The sequence below is a fragment of the Paenibacillus sp. FSL K6-1217 genome, assembly GCF_045040735.1.
GTDB lineage: Bacteria > Bacillota > Bacilli > Paenibacillales > Paenibacillaceae > Paenibacillus_AQ.
Window position 1 is genome coordinate 5,679,163 of sequence record NZ_CP150271.1, and the last position, 18,955, is coordinate 5,698,117.

Below are 18,955 nucleotides of genomic sequence, written 5' to 3' on the forward strand. Positions count from 1 at the left end.
TAGTCGGGTGAAAGATTCATAGAATAGTAACTAGGAGGTGTGGACTATTGAACAAAAGAGTGCGTAAAACAGCCGCCATTCTTATGGCAGGCCTATTGACCGTATCCAGTGCCTTCACGTGGGGGATGGATGTTAGAGCAGCTTCAGGGGTGCCGTATACGCCAACACCAATTTTGGGGGTCGCAGGCAATTTTAATGCTTTTATCTTAGGGGATTTCACACAAGGCGGTGATCAGATCGAAGGCCGCCTTGCAGCGGCGGGGAATATTACCCTCTCTGGAGGTTACGGAGTTGCCAGAGCATATAGGGATGCTGCACCGACGGATGTACTTGTGGCCGGCAGGAATTTTGTACATTCAGGCAGCGGAGAGATCTACGGGAACGTGGTATACGGGGATAACATTACAGCCAATGAACCTAGTGTCAATATTAAAGGCACGAAGAAGAAAGGCAATCCGATAGATTTTACGGCCGAGCAGGAGGTTCTGATCTCGCGTTCTGCAGAGTATGGGGCCTTGGCCGACACGAATGAGATTGGGAATAATCATTATGGACAGCTTACGATAAATGCACCGGATCGCTTCAATGTGGTTCATCTGGATGCCTCGACACTGGCGAGTACGAATTATATTCAGTTCAACATTGCCCAGAACGCTACGTTGATTATTAATATAAGCGGGTCTACAGTCAATGTGCCAAGCTTTTCAATGAATAACGGCAGAGCAAGCCAGGTATTATTCAATTTCTACGAAGCAACTAAGGTAGATATCGCTTATACCTCATTCTTCGGGACGATCCTCGCACCTAGAGCGGATGTCCATTATTCCGGAGCGGAGCTGTATGGGACTCTGATTGCAAAATCTTTTAGCGGCGGGGTTGAGATGCACCTTGGAATGTACGAGGGAGAGGGGCCGCCGCCGAGTCCGACACCAACGGCAACACCGACGCCGACTGTGAAGCCGACACCGACGGTAACGCCGACACCGACAGTGAAGCCGACACCGACGGTAACGCCGACACCGACTGTGAAGCCGACACCGACGGTAACGCCGACGCCGACGGTAAAACCAACACCGACGGTAACACCGACACCGACAGCAACGCCGACACCGACGGTAACGCCGACACCTACGGTAAAACCAACACCGACCATAAAACCGTCACCTACACCTGTGTGTACTCCAACTCCAAAGCCAACACCGACCGTGAAGCCAACACCGACGCCGACCGTAAAGCCGACGCCAACTGTGAAGCCAACGCCGACGCCGACCGTAAAGCCGACGCCAACGCCGACTGTGAAGCCGACGCCAACGCCGACTGTGAAGCCGACGCCAACGCCAACCGTGAAGCCGACGCCGACACCAACCGTGAAGCCGACGCCAACGCCAACCGTGAAGCCGACGCCGACACCAACTGTGAAGCCGACACCAACGCCGACTGTGAAGCCGACGCCGACGCCAACCGTGAAGCCAACACCGACGCCAACCGTGAAGCCGACGCCAACGCCAACGGCGGTGCCAACACCAACGCCGACTGTGAAGCCGACGCCGACACCAACGGCAGTACCGACGCCAACGCCAACGGCAGTACCAACACCTACACCAACGGCAGAACCGACACCAACACCAACGGTAGAGCCAACACCAACACCGACGGCAGGGCCGACACCAACACCAACGGTTGAGCCAACACCAACACCGACGGCAGTACCAACACCGACACCAACGGCAGAGCCGACACCAACACCGACGGCAGGGCCAACACCGACACCAACGGTAGAGCCAACACCAACACCGACGGCAGTACCAACACCGACACCAACGGCAGAGCCGACACCAACACCGACGGCAGGGCCAACACCGACACCAACGGCAGAGCCGACACCAACACCGACGGCAGGGCCAACACCAACGCCGACGGCAGAGCCAACACCAACACCGACACCAACGGCAGAGCCGACACCAACGCCGACGTCGACACCGACACCAACGCCAACGGTAGAACCAACACCAACACCAACGCCAACGGCAGTACCAACACCGACACCAACGGCAGAGCCGACACCAACGCCGACGGCAGTACCAACACCGACACCAGATCCAACACCGACACCAACGCCAACGGCAGTACCGACGCCAACGCCAACGGTAGAGCCGACACCAACGCCAACGGCAGAGCCAACACCAACGCCAACGGCAGTACCGACGCCAACGCCAACGGTAGAGCCGACACCAACGCCAACGGCAGAGCCAACACCAACGCCAACGGCAGTACCGACGCCAACGCCAACGGCAGAGCCGACACCAACGCCAACGGCAGAGCCGACACCAACGCCAACGGCAGAGCCGACACCAACGCCAACGGCAGAGCCGACACCGACGGCAACGCCGACACCAACACCGACGGCAACACCGACACCAACGCCAACACCGACACCGACGGCAACACCGACACCAACGCCGACGCCGACATCGACACCAGATCCGACGGCAGCGCCAACACCGACACCAACACCAGCGCCGACACCAGTAACAACGCCAGATCCAATATCGCCGCCGTTCAGTTTCCCGCCAGTGCCAACGCCGACTCCGATTATCGGATTTATCGTGAGCAATGATGTGGTTGTAGATGATGACCCGCTGCCGCTTGGACCTGTAGCAACTCCAACAGCTACCACAGTACCGGCACCATCGCCGACAACGGCTGTAGCGGTTGGGCCATTAGTAGCGACACCGGCGCCAACGCCGTTGCCATCGGCAGAACCGGCACCCGATGTAGTCGTTATCGATGATGAAGTTCCTCTAGGCGGTGTGCCTGCGGATGGAACCCTGCCTAAGACGGGCGAGTCCAGTCCTGCTCCATATTATTTTGCCGGTTTGGCACTCGCTGGTCTGGGCTTGATTCTTAGAAGAACCACCAGAAACGGCAAACGTAAGTGAGTCACCCGAACTGAGATGTATGCAAACAAACAATGATCCTGTGATTTGACAAGGGCTGCTTTCGGAGAAGACGTTCTCCTGGAAGCAGCTCTTTTTTCGTTGTTTAGGAAATTTTGGTTCCCGTCTATTGTGTATAAGATGTGTATAGATTTGTGTATAAGTGTTCTTAGAATGATTCGTAGAGTGAATTTGTTGCTGAACATGGCTGAAGGGTGGCCCCTGAGGAGCCTGGACCTGATATTAATGGTCAAAGGCTGGGTGTTTGCGAAAAACCGAATACAAATTGAGGAAAAGGGATATTAGGATTTGATACTCCTACTCTTAAACAGCGGAGCGGGCGGAATGATTGTGGAGAAGCGGAGCGGTCGCCTTTGTATCCGGATTTTCACCGACTAGGGGAATGAAAAAATCTGGATACAAGAGCGATTGGAACAACGTTCCGTTTGCGGAGCGTGCTCCCAAGCGTCGCCGTAATTCATACTCCATCCGTACACAGACTGAATGAGAACGAGAGTGGATTAATGTATGCTAAAAAGCGAACACAATGTGCTGCGAGAAGGCGATAGGAGCAAATGTATGCGAAAACCGAACACAACACAAGCGAGAAGGCGAGTGTACTAATTGGAGGGAAGTAACCACCTAGAGAAAGCGGATAGCGTCTTCGCCCTAGAGTAGAGCAGGACGCACGAGCCGTTAATGTTACTGTAGAGAAAGAGCTTCATGCTGAATCTTGCCTTAGCCCCAGCTGTATTTTTAGTTGGCCTTGCTCCCGTGCTATACTAGGCTCAAATTACGCTAAGCAAAAGATCCTATTCCCTGGCTGGAAGGGTTGCTTGCGGAAGGAGGAACGTTGATGTGGATGATATACCTGCTTGTGGTGGTGATTGTGGCTGCCGGTGGGGTGGGATATGCCGGATTCTATTTTTATGGAGTAGCCATTAAGCGGGCCCCTAAGGAATTCCTGGCCAAGACTCCTGATCTTAAAATTGATCCGCCGCCGGTGGCCGGAGCCTCGTGGGGAGAAGGGGCGGAGTGGGTGTCCCGGCAGAGCTTCCGCGAGGTGGAGCTGGTGTCTGAGGATGGGCTCAAGCTGCAAGGCTATTATCTGGCGTCGGGGCGCGCTGCCGGCCGAACCGTCATTGTGGCCCACGGGTATTCCGGGAAGGCCAAGGATATGGGAGCCACCGCCAAAAACTACTATGAGAACCTGGGGTACAATGTGCTGCTGCCAGATGCCAGAGGACATGGGAAAAGTGAAGGTGATTATATCGGCTTTGGCTGGCCGGAGCGCCGGGATTATCTGAAATGGATCGGATTCGTCCTGCAGGAGAACGGTCCGGACGCGCAGATTGTGCTGCATGGCGTATCGATGGGCGGAGCCACGGTGCTGATGACGGCCGGGGAGGAGCTTCCTCCGCAGGTCAAGGCAGTTGTCGCCGATTGCGGCTACACCTCCGTCCAGGCGCAGCTATCCTATCAGCTGAAGCGGATGTACCATCTGCCAAGCTTCCCGTTTGTGCCGGTGGCCAGTCTGGTGACCCGGATGAAGGCCGGTTATTTCTTTGGCGAGGCGTCTGCGCTGAAGCAGGTACGCAAGGCCAAGGTGCCGATTCTGTTCATCCATGGGGATGCGGATACGTTCGTACCTTATGCGATGATGAATGAGCTGTATGAGGCCTGCAGGAGTCCGAAGGAGCAGCTGGTGGTGCATGGAGCGGGGCATGGTCTGTCCTATGATACGGATAAAAGCACATATATCCGCACAGTCGGCGAATTCGTGGAACGTTATGTACACAGTCCGGCTAAGGCTGAATTCGTCCGGTAAAAAAGTCCCCGGAACGTAGACGCGCCCGATATCCGCAAACAGCGGGTATCGGGCGCTAATTATGTTCCACACATGGGGCCTTTCCCTGAACAACAGAGAAGCAGCAAACCATGTCTTATCGGTATATTAATCCCCCGCCGTCTGTGAGCAAGACGGGTGTCGTTATTCCTTGTTATTTCCAGCAGCCGTGTGGCGAGAGAAATCCTTCCAATACGACAAAAGCCCTACCTCTCTTTTGTCCTTGCGGCTCCGTGGCCGCGCCAGTGTGAATCGGAATGCTATGTTCGAATTTAGTCTCATAAAAAGGAAAAGTACTGCAAGAAAACGTAAGATATTGTGTCCAAACCGCCGATAATAAAGAGAAGTGATCCATCGGCCTGACATCTTCTTGATGGGGATAAACATACTCGAAAACAAATATTCTTTTATTATAGCACGGTGTTTACATAAATACAACTGTATATTCGGCTGAGGCCGGACGGGAATGAGGGACAGATGAGACTATACAGAAGCTTTTTGAGAATTCAGATCCGGAACTATATCTTCGGCTCTGTTGTAGCGGTGCTGGCAGTCGGGAGTCTGCTGATGCTATCTTCCCTGGAGATCAGCCGGGGTGAATATTACCGCCTCTTGCTGGTGCTTATGATTTCCTTTGTGATTATGGCGTCCATAGAGATTACTGTCTTTCTCAGACAGATCAAGCCCATCCGGGCTGCGCTGGTTCAGGAGAATGCCGCGTTGCCGATGCTGGAAGAAGCGTATCTGCACACGCACCAGCTGCCCAAACGGGCCATTCAGCGGATCATGGGGCCGCATCTGCTTGGATTATCCGTTCCGGCCCTGATGCTTACGTCATGGATGATTTCTAAGGACTGGGTTACGTTCCCTTATTTCTACCTGGTTCTTGCTACGTGCTGCGCTGTGCTGGTGGCCTGTATGCACTCCCTGATTGAATTCTTCCTGACCTGCACTGCCATTATTCCGCTGATCAAGGAATTCAGGAACCGTGCGCTGGAGCGGTATGGCGTGGATTTTTCCCTGGAGGGTCATGTGTTCGTGCCTATCCGCCCCAAATTCCTGGTGAGCTGTATGCTGATCGGCACCTTCCCGCTGTTCCTGTTCATTATGGCTACACATATCCGTATGAACGGCGGAGGGGATTCTACAGTCGTCGTCGGATTTCAGAGCTATTGGGCCTGGGCGGGGATGGTCCTGCTGATCGGGACGCTGTTCTCCTCCATTGCGGCCTGGCTGTTGACGAACAGTGTACGGCATCCGATCCATGAGCTGTATCAAGCGATGAACCAGGTGAAGGACGGCCATCTGGTGCAGGTGCAGGATGAGTACTCCGATGAATTCTCGAAGGTGGTTGCCGGCTTTAACATGATGGTCCGCGGGCTCCAGGCCCGGGAGCAGCAGAGCCGCCAATTGCTGGACAGCTATTTCTCCACCCTTGCCGTGGCACTGGATGCCCGGGATTCCTATACTGCAGGACACTCGCTCCGTGTAGCGGAGTATTCGGTAATTATCGGACAGCTGGCCGGACTGAGGGGGCAGGAGCTGGATGATCTGCGCAAGTCGGCACTGCTGCATGATATTGGCAAGATCGGGGTCAGAGACAGCATCCTGTTCAAGGAAGGAGCATTTACGGATGAGGAATTCCTCCAGATTCAGAGCCATACGGTGCTGGGAGAGAATATTCTGCGGCAGATTGAACCGGCGGAGAAAATGGCACCCTATCTGGGCGGCGTCCGCTCGCATCATGAGCGTTACGACGGCCTGGGCTACCCGGATGGTCTTGCCGGTACGGATATCCCTCTGCACGGCCGGATTATCGCGGTGGCGGATGCCTATGATGCGATGACGTCTGACCGGCCTTACCGCAAGGGCATGGATCATGAACGGGCGCTGAACATACTGGAGCAGGGCAGGGGCAGCCAGTGGGACCCTGAGTTCGCCGGATTGTTCCTAAGGTATTATGGCCGGAAGCTGGAAGCCCGTAAGGATACCAAGCCAATTCAAGCCGGGTAATTCCCTGTTATATGCCTTATCCTTATATTTCTTGCCGAAGCGGATACTATCCAATTCATGGAGGTTCCGCTTCGTCTTTGCGTGCCTATTTTGTGAACTGACATGGAAATGCGACAATTAACGACTACATTCATTGAAGGATTGAGAGCGGACCGTTATAATTATTAAGTCTGGATTTTAATTAAAAAATAAGGGAGATTTCTATGAAACGCGCAGATGTGCTGCTGATTTCTATCGTCCTGATTGCTGCGCTCGCTTTTCTCGTGCCAAGATGGCTGTCAAACGATGCTGATAAAGGTGGGCCGGGCAAAGAACTCAAGGCCAATATAACGGTGGATGGCAAGTTATTCAAAACGATAACCCTGACCAAAGAAGAGCAGACTATTGAGGTCCGCACCGAGCGGGGCTATAACATTCTGAAGGTGCATGATTACGGGGTTGAGATGTTCGACGCGGATTGTCCCGATAAGGTCTGCCTCGGCTTCGGATTCATTACCCTGCCCAAGCAGACGATCGTCTGTCTTCCGCACCGCGTATTGGTTGAGATTGCAAGTGGGGCCGGGGAGGATGAAGTAGATGGCTATGTCCAGTAGTGAGTCGGCTACAGCGCTGAAGCGGACCGTAATTATTGCTATATTCGCTGCCGTTGCTGTAGTGCTGAGTATTGTGGAGGCGCAGATCCCGCTGGCTGGAGTGGGGCTGATGCCCGGGGCGAAGCTGGGCTTCGCCAATATTATGATTTTGACCTGTATTTACTTTTTGCGCGGACGCGATGTGCTGGTGCTGGTGATTCTCAAGACGCTGCTGACCGCCTTCCTGCTTGGTACACTGTCCAGCCTGCTATTTAGCCTGTTCGGCTCCCTGTTCAGCTTCATCGTGATGTTCGCGCTGGTCAAGCTCGGCCGCCGAAAGTTCAGTGTCATCGGTATCAGCATTGCGGGCGGACTGGCTCACAACACGGGACAGCTGCTGGCGGCATCGTTCGTGTTCAATTCAACCAGTATTTTCTATTACCTGCCGGTGCTGCTGATTACGGGTATTATTACGGGCATTGCTGTCGGCTTCGCCGTCCGGTATGTGGTGGACTCGCTATCCAAAATATCCTTATTTGAAGAGTTCCTGAACGGACCGGGTCACTAGCTGCGGAAGGATGAGTAACATGAATCAAGCGTACAACGATACTAAGGCCGGTGAGGAACCGGCGGTGATTGCCCTTGAGGGAGTATCCTTCGGCTATGATCCGGAGCATCCGATTCTCCATGATATCAACGTGTCGATCCCGCAGGGCCAGTGGGTGAGCATTGTCGGGCCGAACGGCTGCGGCAAATCGACCCTGGTCAAGCTGCTGAATGCGCTGCTCCCGAAGAGCGCCGGCCATATCTCCGTCTGCGGGCATACGCTCCAGGAAGAGACGGTCCAGTCGATCCGGCAATGCATCGGAATGGTCTTTCAGAACCCTGATAACCAGTTCATCGGGCAGACGGTAGAAGAGGATATTCTCTTCGGCCTGGAGGGCCTGTGCCTGCCCTATGAAGAGATGCACGAGCGGCTTGAATTCTATACCGGGAAGCTCGGGATCGGGCATCTGCTGTCCAAGCATCCCGGAGAGCTGTCGGGAGGGCAGAAGCAGCGTGTGGCCATCGCCTCGATCCTCGCCATGAAGCCAGGCATCGTCATCTTCGACGAGGCCTCTTCTATGTTGGACGAAGGCAGCCGCGACGAGCTGATGGAGATTCTGCGCGACATGCAGGCAGAGGGCAGCTATACGATTCTGCTGATTACCCATGACGCCGATGAGATTCTGGCTTCGGACCGGGTGCTTGCGCTGCACGGCGGAAGCATAGCGGCGGATGTAACGCCTGCGGAGCTGTTCCGTGATGCAGCACTGCTGGAGAAATGCCATTTGCGGGAGCCTTATACATGGCAGCTGGCCCGTGAACTGGAGAGCCGGGGAATTACGGTGGATGTACCCGCCGGCGAAAAGGAGCTTATAGACACACTATGGCTATACAACTACAGCAAGTAAGCTACACGTATGCCGACCGCAGTATGTGGAGCCAGACGGCGCTGCACGGGATTAATCTGCAGATTGCCGGAGGTTCGCTGACCGGGATTGCCGGAGCCACCGGCTCCGGCAAATCTACGCTGCTCCAGCTGTTCAACGGCATTCTTAAGCCGACGGAAGGCACGGTGCAGGTACTGGATGTAACGATAACCGCAGGGGAGAAATCACCGAGGCTGCTTCCGCTGCGCCGGAGGGTAGGCCTTGTCTTTCAATTCCCGGAGCAGCAGATGTTCGAAGACACGGTGGAGAAGGATCTGTGCTTCGGGCCGCTGAACTTCGGACTCAGCCTGGAGGAGGCCAAGGAGCGGGCGCGCAAGTCGATGACGGACATGGGGCTGGATCTGGCTTTGCTGGAGCGGAATCCGTTCCGGCTCAGCGGAGGCCAGATGCGCAAGGCGGCCATCGCCTCCGTGCTGGCGATGGACCCGGACATTGTCGTGCTGGATGAGCCGACAGCCACGCTGGACCCGGTAAGCCGCGCGGAGCTGATCGCGCTTTTGGAGCGGCTGTGCCGCGAGCAGGGCCGGACGATCATCATCGTGACGCACCGGATGGATGAACTGCTGCCGGTTGCCGACAACTGGGTCCTGCTGAAGGACGGGGAGCTCGCCTTCCAGGGCAGCGGCCGCGAGCTGGCCGCCGATCCGGCGGTTCTTGCGCGCTGCGGACTGCGGGTTCCGCAGTCTTTGCGGTACTGGCAGGCCGCCGCAGAGCGCTTCGGCCTGGAAGGCGAGAAGCCGCTCCTTACAGCGGAGGGCCTCGCCGGACGGCTTGCAGCCCTGCTCGCGGAGCGCCGCACGCTGAATGCCTCCAGCCAGGAAGAAATGGGGAATGGCCATGAATGAGCGGCTGCTGCTGGGACGCAGCATCGATACGGGCTCCTGGGTTCACAAGCTGGATGCCCGGTCCAAAATCACCGGGATGCTGCTCTATGTAGCTATCATCCTGTTGTCCACTTCCTGGATATCAATCGGGCTGGTTGCGGTCTTCTCCATCGCGGTGATGGCGACGACACGCATTCCGCTGAAATATTTCATCAAGGCTGCGAAGCCTTTGCGTTATCTGATGTTGTTCATCTTCATCGTACAAGCGCTGTCCGTGAAAGAGGGGGAGGTGCTGTGGTCGCTGGGCTCGTTCTCGCTGCATGAGGGCGGCCTGCGGATGGGGGCATTCTCGGTGATCCGCATGCTGTTCCTGCTGACCTTCACAGCGCTGCTGACCTTCACAACGACGCCCGCCAAGCTGAACCAGGGGCTTGAGGGAGTGCTTGCCCCGCTTAAGAAGCTCAGGCTGTCACCGGACCGGATCACGCTGATGATCAGCATCGCGCTGCGCTTCATCCCGACAATTCTGGATGAGGCGCAGATTATCCTGAAGGCGCAGGCCTCGCGCGGAGCTGATCTGAAGGAGCTGCCGCTGAAGGAGAAGGCGCGGATGCTTGTCTCGCTGCTGGTTCCGGTCATCGCCAGTGCGTTCCGGCGGGCCCAGGACCTGATCTACTCGATGGAAGCCCGTGGCTTCCGCATGGATGCGCCGCGCAGCCGGTATCACCGGCTCAGGTGGGGCGCGGCGGATACGCTGTTTGTGGCAATGTTCGTAGTACTGGGAGTTGCAGTAGCATTATTGTAAGACATTTAGGGGGATACGGAAATGGCACGTTATTTTAATGGTAAAGAAGTAGAGTTACTGGCACCTGCGGGAACCTTCGAGATCTTCAAGGCGGTTATTGAGTCGAAGTGCGATGCGGTGTATTTCGGCGGTCCGGTGCTGAATATGAGAATGATGCGCAAGGGCTACAACTTAAGTCATGAAGAGATTATCGAAGCCTTGAATATCGCCCATACTCTGGACAAAAAGGTATATATCACGGTAAACAATCTGTTCAGCGAAGAGGATCTGGAAGAGGCCAGAGCGTACCTGCGCTTCCTGGACACAGCCCGCCCCGATGCGCTGATCGTGCAGGATATGGCTGTGCTGGAATTGATCCGCGAGATGGGGCTGAGCCTGCCGGTTCACGCTTCAGTCATGATGAATGTGCATAATCTGGAGATGATCCATGCGCTGAAGGAGCTGGGCGTCAGCCGGGTCGTTACCTCGCGTGAGATGGATCTGCAGACCGCGAAGCTGCTGGGCTCAAGAAGCGGGATGGAGCTGGAGTATTTCATCCATGGCGACATGTGCTCCGTGCACGGGGCGAATTGTTATTTCAGCTCCCAGGTGTTCGGAATGAGCAGCAACCGGGGCAAGTGCATGAAGCCCTGCCGCTGGGATTACCGGATCAAGCGTGACGGCTTTGTCTTCCCTGCGGAATATCCGCTGGCGGTGAAGGATATGTTCATGTATGAGCATCTCCCGGAGCTGATTGAATCGGGCATTACCTCCTTCAAAATCGAAGGCCGTATGCGCGACAAAGACTTCATGGTGATGCTGTCCAACAGCTATGGCGATGCGATTGACCGCTATATCGATGATCCGCTGGGCTTCGACCGGACTCAGGATTCCAAGGAGCTGTATAACAACCGCAAGCGTGATTTCTCCACGGCGTATGCTTTTGGCAAGCCGGGACTGACGAATATCAACCGCCGTTATGAGGGCACAGGCAAGTTCTACAGCACCGGCAAAGTATTCAGTACGCCGACTGCGGAGCGTGAGCTGTCGGAGGAGCGGGTGATGCAGCTGCGCGGACGTCTGGCCGAAGACAAACGCAGCCGGCAGACCAAGCCTGAGCTGGCAGTGCGCGTGAACAATATGGAGCAGGCCCGTCTCGTGCTGGAGATGGGGGTAGACAGCTTGTATCTGCCGGGCGATGTGTTTGAGCCGGACCGTCCTTTTACGAAGCAGGATATTAAAGAGCTTGGAGCGGTAAAAGGCCAGACCAAGCTGTATCTTGGACTGCCGCGGATGATGAATGAGCTGCATTTCGACCAATATGATCATCTGCTCAGCGGAGAGCGGCTGCCGATTGACGGCCTGATCATTACTAACCTCGGAGCGATCCGCCGTTACCGGAATACCGGTTATCCGATGATGGGCGATGCCAATCTGAATGTCTACAACCATCTGTCAGCCGGACTGTATGCCGGACTGGGCCTTACGAAGCTGACCGTCTCACCGGAGATGACGCTGGAGCATTTCGCCTCCTTCACCTCACGCAGCGACCTGCCGCTGGAGGTTGTGGTTCACGGAACGCCTGCGCTGATGTATATGGAGCATGATCTGTTCGAGAATACGGAGGTGATGGAGCCGATTGGGGAGGAAGACAACCAGTATGTCCGCAATGAAGTGCTGGTGCTCAAGACCGACAAGGGCGAGAATCCGGTCTACCGTGACCAATACGGCCGCTGCCATCTGCTGTTCGCCAAGGAGCTGTGTTATCTCCCGATGCTGGACGAAATGAACGGACTGGGAATTGCCAGCTTCCGGATTGAAGGTGCAACATACAGCATAGAAGAGCTGCGGAAGATTATTGCTGCTTATCAGGCGGCGATGGATGGAACGAAGCCGGAGGACGATCTGCTGGGCGGGCTGAAGCCGGTATATGCGGGATACACCCTCGGTTCGCTGCAATTTAACTGAAGCTAATAATTCAATTTTAAAATAACGCTGCGGCGAGTATAATAAGGGCATATGGCGCAATTATAAGTACCTTTTTTCACAAACTAATAGACAGGTGTGCCTGGTTTGGCATCCGCCTTCTGGGCCATCTTCTTGGAATCATCAGCAGTTGAAAGCGAGGGAAGCTTCATGGAATTGGAACAGAGCAACTATATTGGAAGAGAAGCAGTAGCCGCCAAAAGAAAGCAGTATTTCTACCCGTGCACCGCACATTTTTACCGGGATGCCCCGCAATTGGTGCGCGGAAGCATGCAGTATGTCTACGATGAGAACGGCAAGGAGTATACCGACTTCTTCGCCGGGGTCTCGGTGGTTGCCTGCGGCCACTGCAATCCGGCTATTACCTCCCGTACGATAGCACAGCTGCAGCAATTGCAGCACACTTCGCCGATCTACCTGACCCAGCCGAATGTAGATTTGGCGGAACGTCTGGAAGAAGTGCTGCCGGGCGCGCTGCGCCGGACGTTCTTCGTCAACAGCGGCTCGGAGGCCAATGAAGGGGCGCTGCTGCTGGCGCGGATGCATACCGGCCGCAAAGGCTTCATCGCTCTGGACGCCGGGCTGCACGGCCGGACCAATCTCACCATGAGCGTGACCGGGCTGCAAATGTGGCGGACCGATGCCTACCTGGATGAGGATGTAACGTTCATACAGCGCCCGTATCATCCGGAATTGACGCTGGAGGAAGCTGCGGCGCAGTCCATTCAGCATCTGAAGGAGGTGCTCGCTGCCAAGGGGGATACCATCGCCGCAATGATCGTGGAACCGATTCAAGGGAACGGCGGGATGATTATGCCTGCGTTGTCCTACTTCCGTGAAGTGAAGGCGCTGCTTGAGCAGTACGGCGTACTGCTCATTGACGACGAAATCCAGACCGGCTATGGCCGGACGGGAGCAATGTTTGCGATGGAGCATTTCGGCGTCGTGCCGGACATTATCAGCATGGCTAAAGCGCTGGGGAACGGAGTGCCTATTGCTGCTTTTTCCACGACAGATGAGATTGCAGCTTCGCTGAACAAGCCTTCCGCTTCAACGTTCGGAGGGAATCCGGTCTCTGCGGCTACGGCGCTGGCGGTACTGGATTACATCCGTGATGAACGGCTGCCGGAACGGGCGGCTGAGCTGGGCGGGAAGCTGAAGCAAGGCTTACTGGCGCTCCAGGAGCGTTACCCTGCGCTGATTACCGATGTACGGGGCAGCGGACTCATGCTGGGGGCCGAGCTGGCCGGTTCCGAGACGGAGGATGCCGCCGGCTTGACCGATCATGTGCTGGAAGAGCTGAAGGACCGCGGATTCCTGATCGGCAAAAACGGCATAGGCCGCAACGTCCTCGCCTTCCAGCCGCCGCTTGTTGTGACTTCCGGGAATATCGATGCCCTGCTGGATGCACTCCATGAAGTGCTGCAAGCGATCCACTGAAGAAAGAGGCCTAACAATATGGTTATCCTTAATGCTTTTAAACATACGGCACTTAAAATGAAAATGTTCAGCGAGCTGGTCATGTTCTCTCATACGCTGTTCTCGCTGCCTTTTGCCATCATCTCGATGGTGTGGGCGGCGGGCGGCTGGCCTTCCGGCCATATGATGCTGTGGGGGCTGATCGCTCTGATCGGCGCGCGCAACGGGGCGAATGCGTTCAACCGTCTGGTGGACCGTACCTTCGACGGCAACAATCCGCGTACCGCCCACCGGCATCTGCCGCAGCGTCTGCTCGCCGAGAAGGAAGTCATTCTGTTCATTATCATCAATTATGCCCTGTTCATTGTGGCCTCCGGGATGCTGAATCTGCTCTGTCTGATCCTGTCCCCGGTAGCCATCGTCCTGATCTCATCCTACTCTTATACGAAGCGCTTCACCTTCCTCAGCCATCTGTATCTGGGCTTCGTGATTGCTTCGGCACCGATCGGCGCCTGGTTTGCGGTTACCGGGAACATCGCGTTCACGCCGTTCGTGATCGGAACTGTGGTAATGCTCTGGATTGCCGGGTTTGATATCATCTACGGCACCCAGGACATTGAGTTCGACCGGAAGAACGGCTTATGGTCCATCCCGAGCTTCTTCGGCCTGGAGAACGCGCTGCGGATCTCTAAGGGGCTGCATTTCATTATGGTAATGCTGCTGCTGTTCCTGTACCTCTGGCGTGATCTGGGCTGGATGTATCTGGTCGGCATCGGAATCGCAACGGTGCTGCTGATGACGGAGCACAAGATCATCAAGCCGGCTAACCGCAAGCTGATGAAGGTGGCTTCTTATAATTTGAATCAGGTGATCAGTATGGTGATATTGCTGTGTACGCTGATTGATTATTTTTACGTTAATTAGGGGTGGGGAGCGGCGCGTTGGGTACGCTGGAGGTTGGGGGAGCTGCACTGCGCGGAATATTTGGACTTCCGGTCGCTGTTAACTTCGGATTCCCTGATTGTAACCGCTGGCCGCGGTAGGAATCCGAAGTTAAAGGCGAACGCTCCGCTCCTCCAGTTCCAAAATTCCTCTCCGTTCCGTCCTAACCTCCCCCAGGCAAGATTAACTTCAAAAAGACAACAGGCCTACCCAGGAGGGGCAGGCGGCAAAAAAGCGCGAAAAGCTTAGAGGCTTCGCGCTTTTCTTTTTGGGCAGAAACCGTAAAACCGAGACCGAGACCCCAACCTCAACCCCCAGACCTGTAACGTCTATTTAGCTAAACACGTTCACGTTCGCTTCGCTGCGTTCACTTGTTTAGCGAAGAGGCAATAATCATTGCAATTGCACTCCGTACAATAGATCTATTGTACAAAGTACAATCATCAGCATTAGATTCCAATGGTCCATCCCGGTGAATCCGACAAGGCAACAAAAAAAGAGCCTGATTAAAGGCTCTAATGGGGGAATTATTACATATGAAGTGCCGGCGGGCAAGGCGGGATCAGCGGTCACGCCCGGCGAAGTATTGCAGCAGGGTCGTAAGATCCGCATGCGCCGGGAAGCCGGAGAGCTGCTCTACAATCGCAGCAGCCTGGGCCAGATAGTCCTGGCTGACGGCCTCTGAGCGGGCAAGGGCACCGCTGCCCTTAACCAGCTCCAAGACCTGCTCGATGTCCGCAGGAGATGAGGCAGGGCCTATTCTGCGGATGACAGGAGCAAGCTCCGCATCCTGGAGGGCGAAGATCACCGGCAGGGTAACCTGGCCGTGACGGAGATCGCTGCCGGCCGGCTTGCCGAGGACATCCGCCGATTGCGTGAAGTCCAGGATGTCATCCTGAATCTGGAATGACATGCCCAGTGCTTCGCCGAAATCATAGAGGAGCTGGGCAGTCTCTGCGCTGCTCTCCGCTGACAGCGCGCCTACCCGCAAGCAGGTGGCCATTAGCAGCGCGGTTTTGTTACGGGACTTCTCCAGATACTGCTCCAGCGTAAGATCATAATCGAAGGCATGCTCCAATTGCTGGTATTCCCCGAGACATAGCTGGCCCGTAGCGACAGAGGACAGATCGTGAACGTAACGGTCCTTATCCCCGGTGTACTTGCTGAGCAGTTCAATGACGCGGGCAGACATATAATTACCGATATGGACAGCGGATAGAACGCCGGTCTTGGTGTGCAGCGCAGGCTCACCCCGCCGCAGCGCGGCGTTATCAATAATATCATCATGAATCAACGAGGCCACGTGGATAAATTCGGCCGCAGCAGATAATTGCAGGGTTCGGCGTCCGGCGGGTTTCAGTCCAAACCGGCTGCCCACAATGACCATCAGCGGACGGAGCCGTTTGCCTCCGGAGCTTGTCAGTTCGAGAATGCTCTGCGCGAGCTGCGACTTTTTGGGAACATCCTTATCGCGGGCTACGAGATTCTTAATTTCATGGTTAATTTCTTTCAGATCGATATTCAAGGCTTCATGCAGCTTCATTGTTCCTGTTCCCACCTGTCAAATGGCTTTGCTGGTACGGCTTCGTTGTCTGCGCTCCTGAATGAGGAATTCATCGAGCTCCCTGGCCGGATTATGTTCCGTGAATTCTCCATTTGAACGTTCGATCTGCATTTTTTTGATGGAGGGGGCCAGATAGGCAACCAGATCCAGCTCCCGGTATTTCACTGCAAACTGCAAGTAGAAGCTGTACAGGTAATCTCCATCCAAAATGTTGCGGGTCAGGTCAGGATGATGTGGGACACATTCCATATGGCGCTGTGCAGCCACGGTAAGAATGGTATAAATGCCTAGCAAATGGATTTTGCGGTCATGTTCCAGATCATGGCGTTCCAGTACCGAGAGCAACTGCTCGCATTCTGCCGGAGAGAGAGACAACTGAATTCCGGCGATCGTTGACATTTCAGCCTGAAGCAACCGGAACGTATCTTCAATGATTTTTTGATTCACAAGCTTCTCTCCTTCTAATCGGTTTTGCCGGAAGAAACCACATCCCTGATTATCCCTACAAAACCACATGTTGAAAACGCACGACATCAATATACTTTCACCTGATTAAACAAGGAGAGTAATGTGTCCGAGGGACACATTACTCTTAAGAATATCATATTCAGCTTGCAGCAGCGCAGTCTGTGGATACGCAGCTGTTATTAATGAATGTAGTTCTTAACCACCAGTTACCCGGTTTATCAGTCGGTATACAGATACCAGCGCCGGACGAGAGGAATCCTCTTCCACTGCTTCTTGAGCCAAGGAAGAACATAGTAATCCAGGCTGAACACGGTGCCGGAACCGCCGATGCAGGCAATCGCTGCCCCAACATACCAGAGCATTTCTGTTGCTGCCATCTTGGTGGTCCAGATCATAACCGCCATACCTATCGTAGCTATAGCAGAGATAGCTGTGAACAGACCGACGATCAGCATTACACCGAAGACGATTTCGGCACAGACCATACCGATTTGGAACCATTTCGCCAGGAAGGTATAAGAACCATCCGGGTTATAGAACATGAGATCCATGAACCAGTTAGAGATATCATAAATGAAGCCTGGAACCGGAAGCGCCGATACAGCTTCTTTGGCAGTGGATACTGCGGAAGCGGCAGACTGGGCATCTACGGTAGTTTTGACTGCATCCACAGCCTGACTTGCTGCTGATGTCGCGTCTGCATAAGGAGCCGCAGGGATCAGGAAAATCTTGTTCGGATCAACCCAGATTTTGCGGATCTTCTCTATACCTTCATATAACCACATTCCCCCGAGAAGCATACGGAGCGGAACGAGCCAGAAGTTCGGCGAACGCTTGGAGAAGTAGCCTCCGACGAAGCTCTTGCGGTTCTCCACATGGAAGAACTCGTGCATCATGTAAGTCCAGACCTTGTTGAAGCCTACAACCTGGGACAGATAGAACATATTGATGAAATGTTTGGACAACATAGCCATGAAGCCGGTAAGCATAAAGAACTTGCCTGGAAGCCCAACGTTCGCTACACCGTAGCGGCTGCCGATCGAAACCATGGTGCCGTGGAAGCCTGGTTTGTATGCTTTTTTAGGCGTACCCTTGATATCGGCAGTGATATTGCCTGCGATAACCGGAGCAGCTTGTTCAGCATTCTCAACCATTTGCGGAACTGGACGTTCTTCTCCTTCAGGGATGAAGAAAATGTTATCCCCTACAACGTATACGTTCTTATGGTCAACACTTTCCAGGTGTTCATTGGTAACAATACGTTTGCGGCCTTGCTGCTGAACATCAAGGTTGCCGACAATTTCGGAGCCTTCCACACCGGCGGTCCAGACGATGGTCTGTGCATCCACGATGTTCTTCTCGCCGAGGGCAACAGAGCCTTCGCCTACTTCGGTGATTTTGGCGCCGGTAACGATTTCTACCTTCAGCTTCCGCAGACGGGCTTCGGCTTTCTGGATCAGCTTATCCGGAAGGATAGGCAGGATCTTAGGTGCCATGTCAGCCACGACCAGTCTCACTTCGGAAGGGTCGATGAAGAATTCCTTGCACAGCTCCTCGCGCTGCTCAGCCATTTCACCTACAAGCTCAACGCCGGTGAAGCCGGCACCGATGATTACGAAGGTCAGCATAGCGCGGCGTGTAGCCGGGTTCTTTTCCTTCGCAGCTTTGGTGTACATGTCGCGGATCTGGCGCTTCAGGGCAACTGCATCATCGTAAGACCAGAAGGAGAAGGTATTCTCTTCCGCTCCGGGGATTCCGAAGAAGGTTGGCTTGCTTCCTGTGCCGATGACCAGATAATCATAAGCATAGGTGGCTTTGTCGGACTTCAGCTTCTTGTTCTTGAAATCAATGTTGCTGATTTCGTCCAGAACAACATCTACCTTCAGCCCGGCAAAGATTTTCTTCAAGTCGATTTTGATCGAATCCTCTGGTGCGCGATTCGCAGAAACCTCATGCAGCTCAGTCAAAAGAGTGTGGTATGGATTTCGGTCGATCAGTTTAATTTCTACATCTTTGTCGTTCTTAAATTTCTTTGCCAGTTTCTTAGCCGTTAGTACGCCGCCGTAGCCGCCGCCCAAAATGACTATTTTCTTCAAGAGAAACTCACC

14 protein-coding genes are annotated in these 18,955 nt (G+C 54.6%); 11 read left to right on the top strand and 3 right to left on the bottom strand.

Translation table 11 applies throughout. The features are described 5' to 3' along the window. The first annotated feature begins 47 nt into the window (after positions 1–47). From MHH28_RS25100 to MHH28_RS25150, 11 genes are all read left to right on the top strand, one after another. Positions 48–2,939, top strand: coding sequence for a collagen-binding domain-containing protein (locus tag MHH28_RS25100; protein ID WP_405106560.1), 2,892 nt, complete (start codon positions 48–50; stop codon positions 2,937–2,939). A gap of 859 nt (positions 2,940–3,798) precedes the next feature. Then, positions 3,799–4,764: an alpha/beta hydrolase gene (locus MHH28_RS25105; RefSeq protein ID WP_405117243.1), complete on the top strand. Its 966-nt coding sequence runs from the start codon at positions 3,799–3,801 to the stop codon at positions 4,762–4,764. 495 nt (positions 4,765–5,259) lie between these two features. Beyond that, positions 5,260–6,795, top strand: a complete 1,536-nt coding sequence (locus MHH28_RS25110; protein WP_405106562.1) for an HD-GYP domain-containing protein — start codon at positions 5,260–5,262, stop codon at positions 6,793–6,795. 203 nt (positions 6,796–6,998) lie between these two features. After that, positions 6,999–7,388, top strand: a complete 390-nt coding sequence (locus MHH28_RS25115; RefSeq protein ID WP_340757413.1) for a NusG domain II-containing protein — start codon at positions 6,999–7,001, stop codon at positions 7,386–7,388. Beyond that, a complete protein-coding gene (locus MHH28_RS25120; RefSeq protein WP_036700635.1) occupies positions 7,372–7,935 on the top strand; it encodes a Gx transporter family protein in 564 nt (187 codons plus the stop codon). The genes MHH28_RS25115 and MHH28_RS25120 overlap by 17 nt, the downstream gene beginning before the upstream one ends. Before the next feature lie 19 nt (positions 7,936–7,954). After that, a complete protein-coding gene (locus MHH28_RS25125) occupies positions 7,955–8,821 on the top strand; it encodes an ATP-binding cassette domain-containing protein (RefSeq protein ID WP_405106565.1) in 867 nt (288 codons plus the stop codon). Beyond that, positions 8,797–9,705 (top strand): energy-coupling factor transporter ATPase, encoded by a 909-nt coding sequence (locus MHH28_RS25130; RefSeq protein ID WP_405106567.1) that lies wholly within the window; start codon positions 8,797–8,799, stop codon positions 9,703–9,705. Before MHH28_RS25125 ends, MHH28_RS25130 begins: the two co-directional genes overlap by 25 nt. Beyond that, complete coding sequence (locus tag MHH28_RS25135) at positions 9,692–10,489, top strand: energy-coupling factor transporter transmembrane component T family protein (RefSeq protein WP_405106569.1); 798 nt, start codon at positions 9,692–9,694, stop codon at positions 10,487–10,489. The genes MHH28_RS25130 and MHH28_RS25135 overlap by 14 nt, the downstream gene beginning before the upstream one ends. 21 nt (positions 10,490–10,510) lie before the next feature. Next, positions 10,511–12,436, top strand: a complete 1,926-nt coding sequence (locus MHH28_RS25140; protein ID WP_405106571.1) for a peptidase U32 family protein — start codon at positions 10,511–10,513, stop codon at positions 12,434–12,436. A gap of 168 nt (positions 12,437–12,604) precedes the next feature. Then, the gene (locus MHH28_RS25145; protein WP_405117245.1) at positions 12,605–13,894 is read left to right on the top strand and encodes an aspartate aminotransferase family protein; all 1,290 of its coding nucleotides are present in this window, start codon (positions 12,605–12,607) and stop codon (positions 13,892–13,894) included. 18 nt (positions 13,895–13,912) lie between these two features. Beyond that, complete coding sequence (locus MHH28_RS25150) at positions 13,913–14,797, top strand: UbiA-like polyprenyltransferase (protein ID WP_405106573.1); 885 nt, start codon at positions 13,913–13,915, stop codon at positions 14,795–14,797. 580 nt (positions 14,798–15,377) lie between these two features. Here MHH28_RS25150 and MHH28_RS25155 read toward each other — a convergent pair. The 3 genes from MHH28_RS25155 to MHH28_RS25165 form a co-directional block, all read right to left on the bottom strand. Beyond that, positions 15,378–16,358 carry a polyprenyl synthetase family protein gene (locus MHH28_RS25155; RefSeq protein ID WP_405106575.1) on the bottom strand — a complete coding sequence of 327 codons (981 nt, stop codon included), beginning with the start codon at positions 16,356–16,358 and terminating at the stop codon, positions 15,378–15,380. Positions 16,359–16,376: 18 nt separating this feature from the next. Continuing rightward, a complete protein-coding gene (locus MHH28_RS25160) occupies positions 16,377–16,826 on the bottom strand; it encodes a hypothetical protein (protein ID WP_405106577.1) in 450 nt (149 codons plus the stop codon). 239 nt (positions 16,827–17,065) lie between these two features. Beyond that, on the bottom strand, positions 17,066–18,943 hold the full coding sequence (locus MHH28_RS25165; protein ID WP_405106579.1) for an FAD-dependent oxidoreductase: 1,878 nt from the start codon (positions 18,941–18,943) through the stop codon (positions 17,066–17,068). Between the last annotated feature and the right edge of the window lie 12 nt (positions 18,944–18,955).

What these genes read in the sequence shown, in the direction of transcription:
- MHH28_RS25105 (WP_405117243.1), top strand. Translation starts at nt 3,799, where the DNA reads ATGATATACCTGCTTGTGGTGGTGATTGTGGCTGCCGGTGGGGTGGGA.
- MHH28_RS25110 (WP_405106562.1), top strand. Translation starts at nt 5,260, where the DNA reads ATGAGACTATACAGAAGCTTTTTGAGAATTCAGATCCGGAACTATATC.
- MHH28_RS25115 (WP_340757413.1), top strand. Translation starts at nt 6,999, where the DNA reads ATGAAACGCGCAGATGTGCTGCTGATTTCTATCGTCCTGATTGCTGCG.
- MHH28_RS25120 (WP_036700635.1), top strand. Translation starts at nt 7,372, where the DNA reads ATGGCTATGTCCAGTAGTGAGTCGGCTACAGCGCTGAAGCGGACCGTA.
- MHH28_RS25125 (WP_405106565.1), top strand. Translation starts at nt 7,955, where the DNA reads ATGAATCAAGCGTACAACGATACTAAGGCCGGTGAGGAACCGGCGGTG.
- MHH28_RS25130 (WP_405106567.1), top strand. Translation starts at nt 8,797, where the DNA reads ATGGCTATACAACTACAGCAAGTAAGCTACACGTATGCCGACCGCAGT.
- MHH28_RS25135 (WP_405106569.1), top strand. Translation starts at nt 9,692, where the DNA reads ATGGCCATGAATGAGCGGCTGCTGCTGGGACGCAGCATCGATACGGGC.
- MHH28_RS25140 (WP_405106571.1), top strand. Translation starts at nt 10,511, where the DNA reads ATGGCACGTTATTTTAATGGTAAAGAAGTAGAGTTACTGGCACCTGCG.
- MHH28_RS25145 (WP_405117245.1), top strand. Translation starts at nt 12,605, where the DNA reads ATGGAATTGGAACAGAGCAACTATATTGGAAGAGAAGCAGTAGCCGCC.
- MHH28_RS25150 (WP_405106573.1), top strand. Translation starts at nt 13,913, where the DNA reads ATGGTTATCCTTAATGCTTTTAAACATACGGCACTTAAAATGAAAATG.
- MHH28_RS25155 (WP_405106575.1), bottom strand. Translation starts at nt 16,358, where the DNA reads ATGAAGCTGCATGAAGCCTTGAATATCGATCTGAAAGAAATTAACCAT.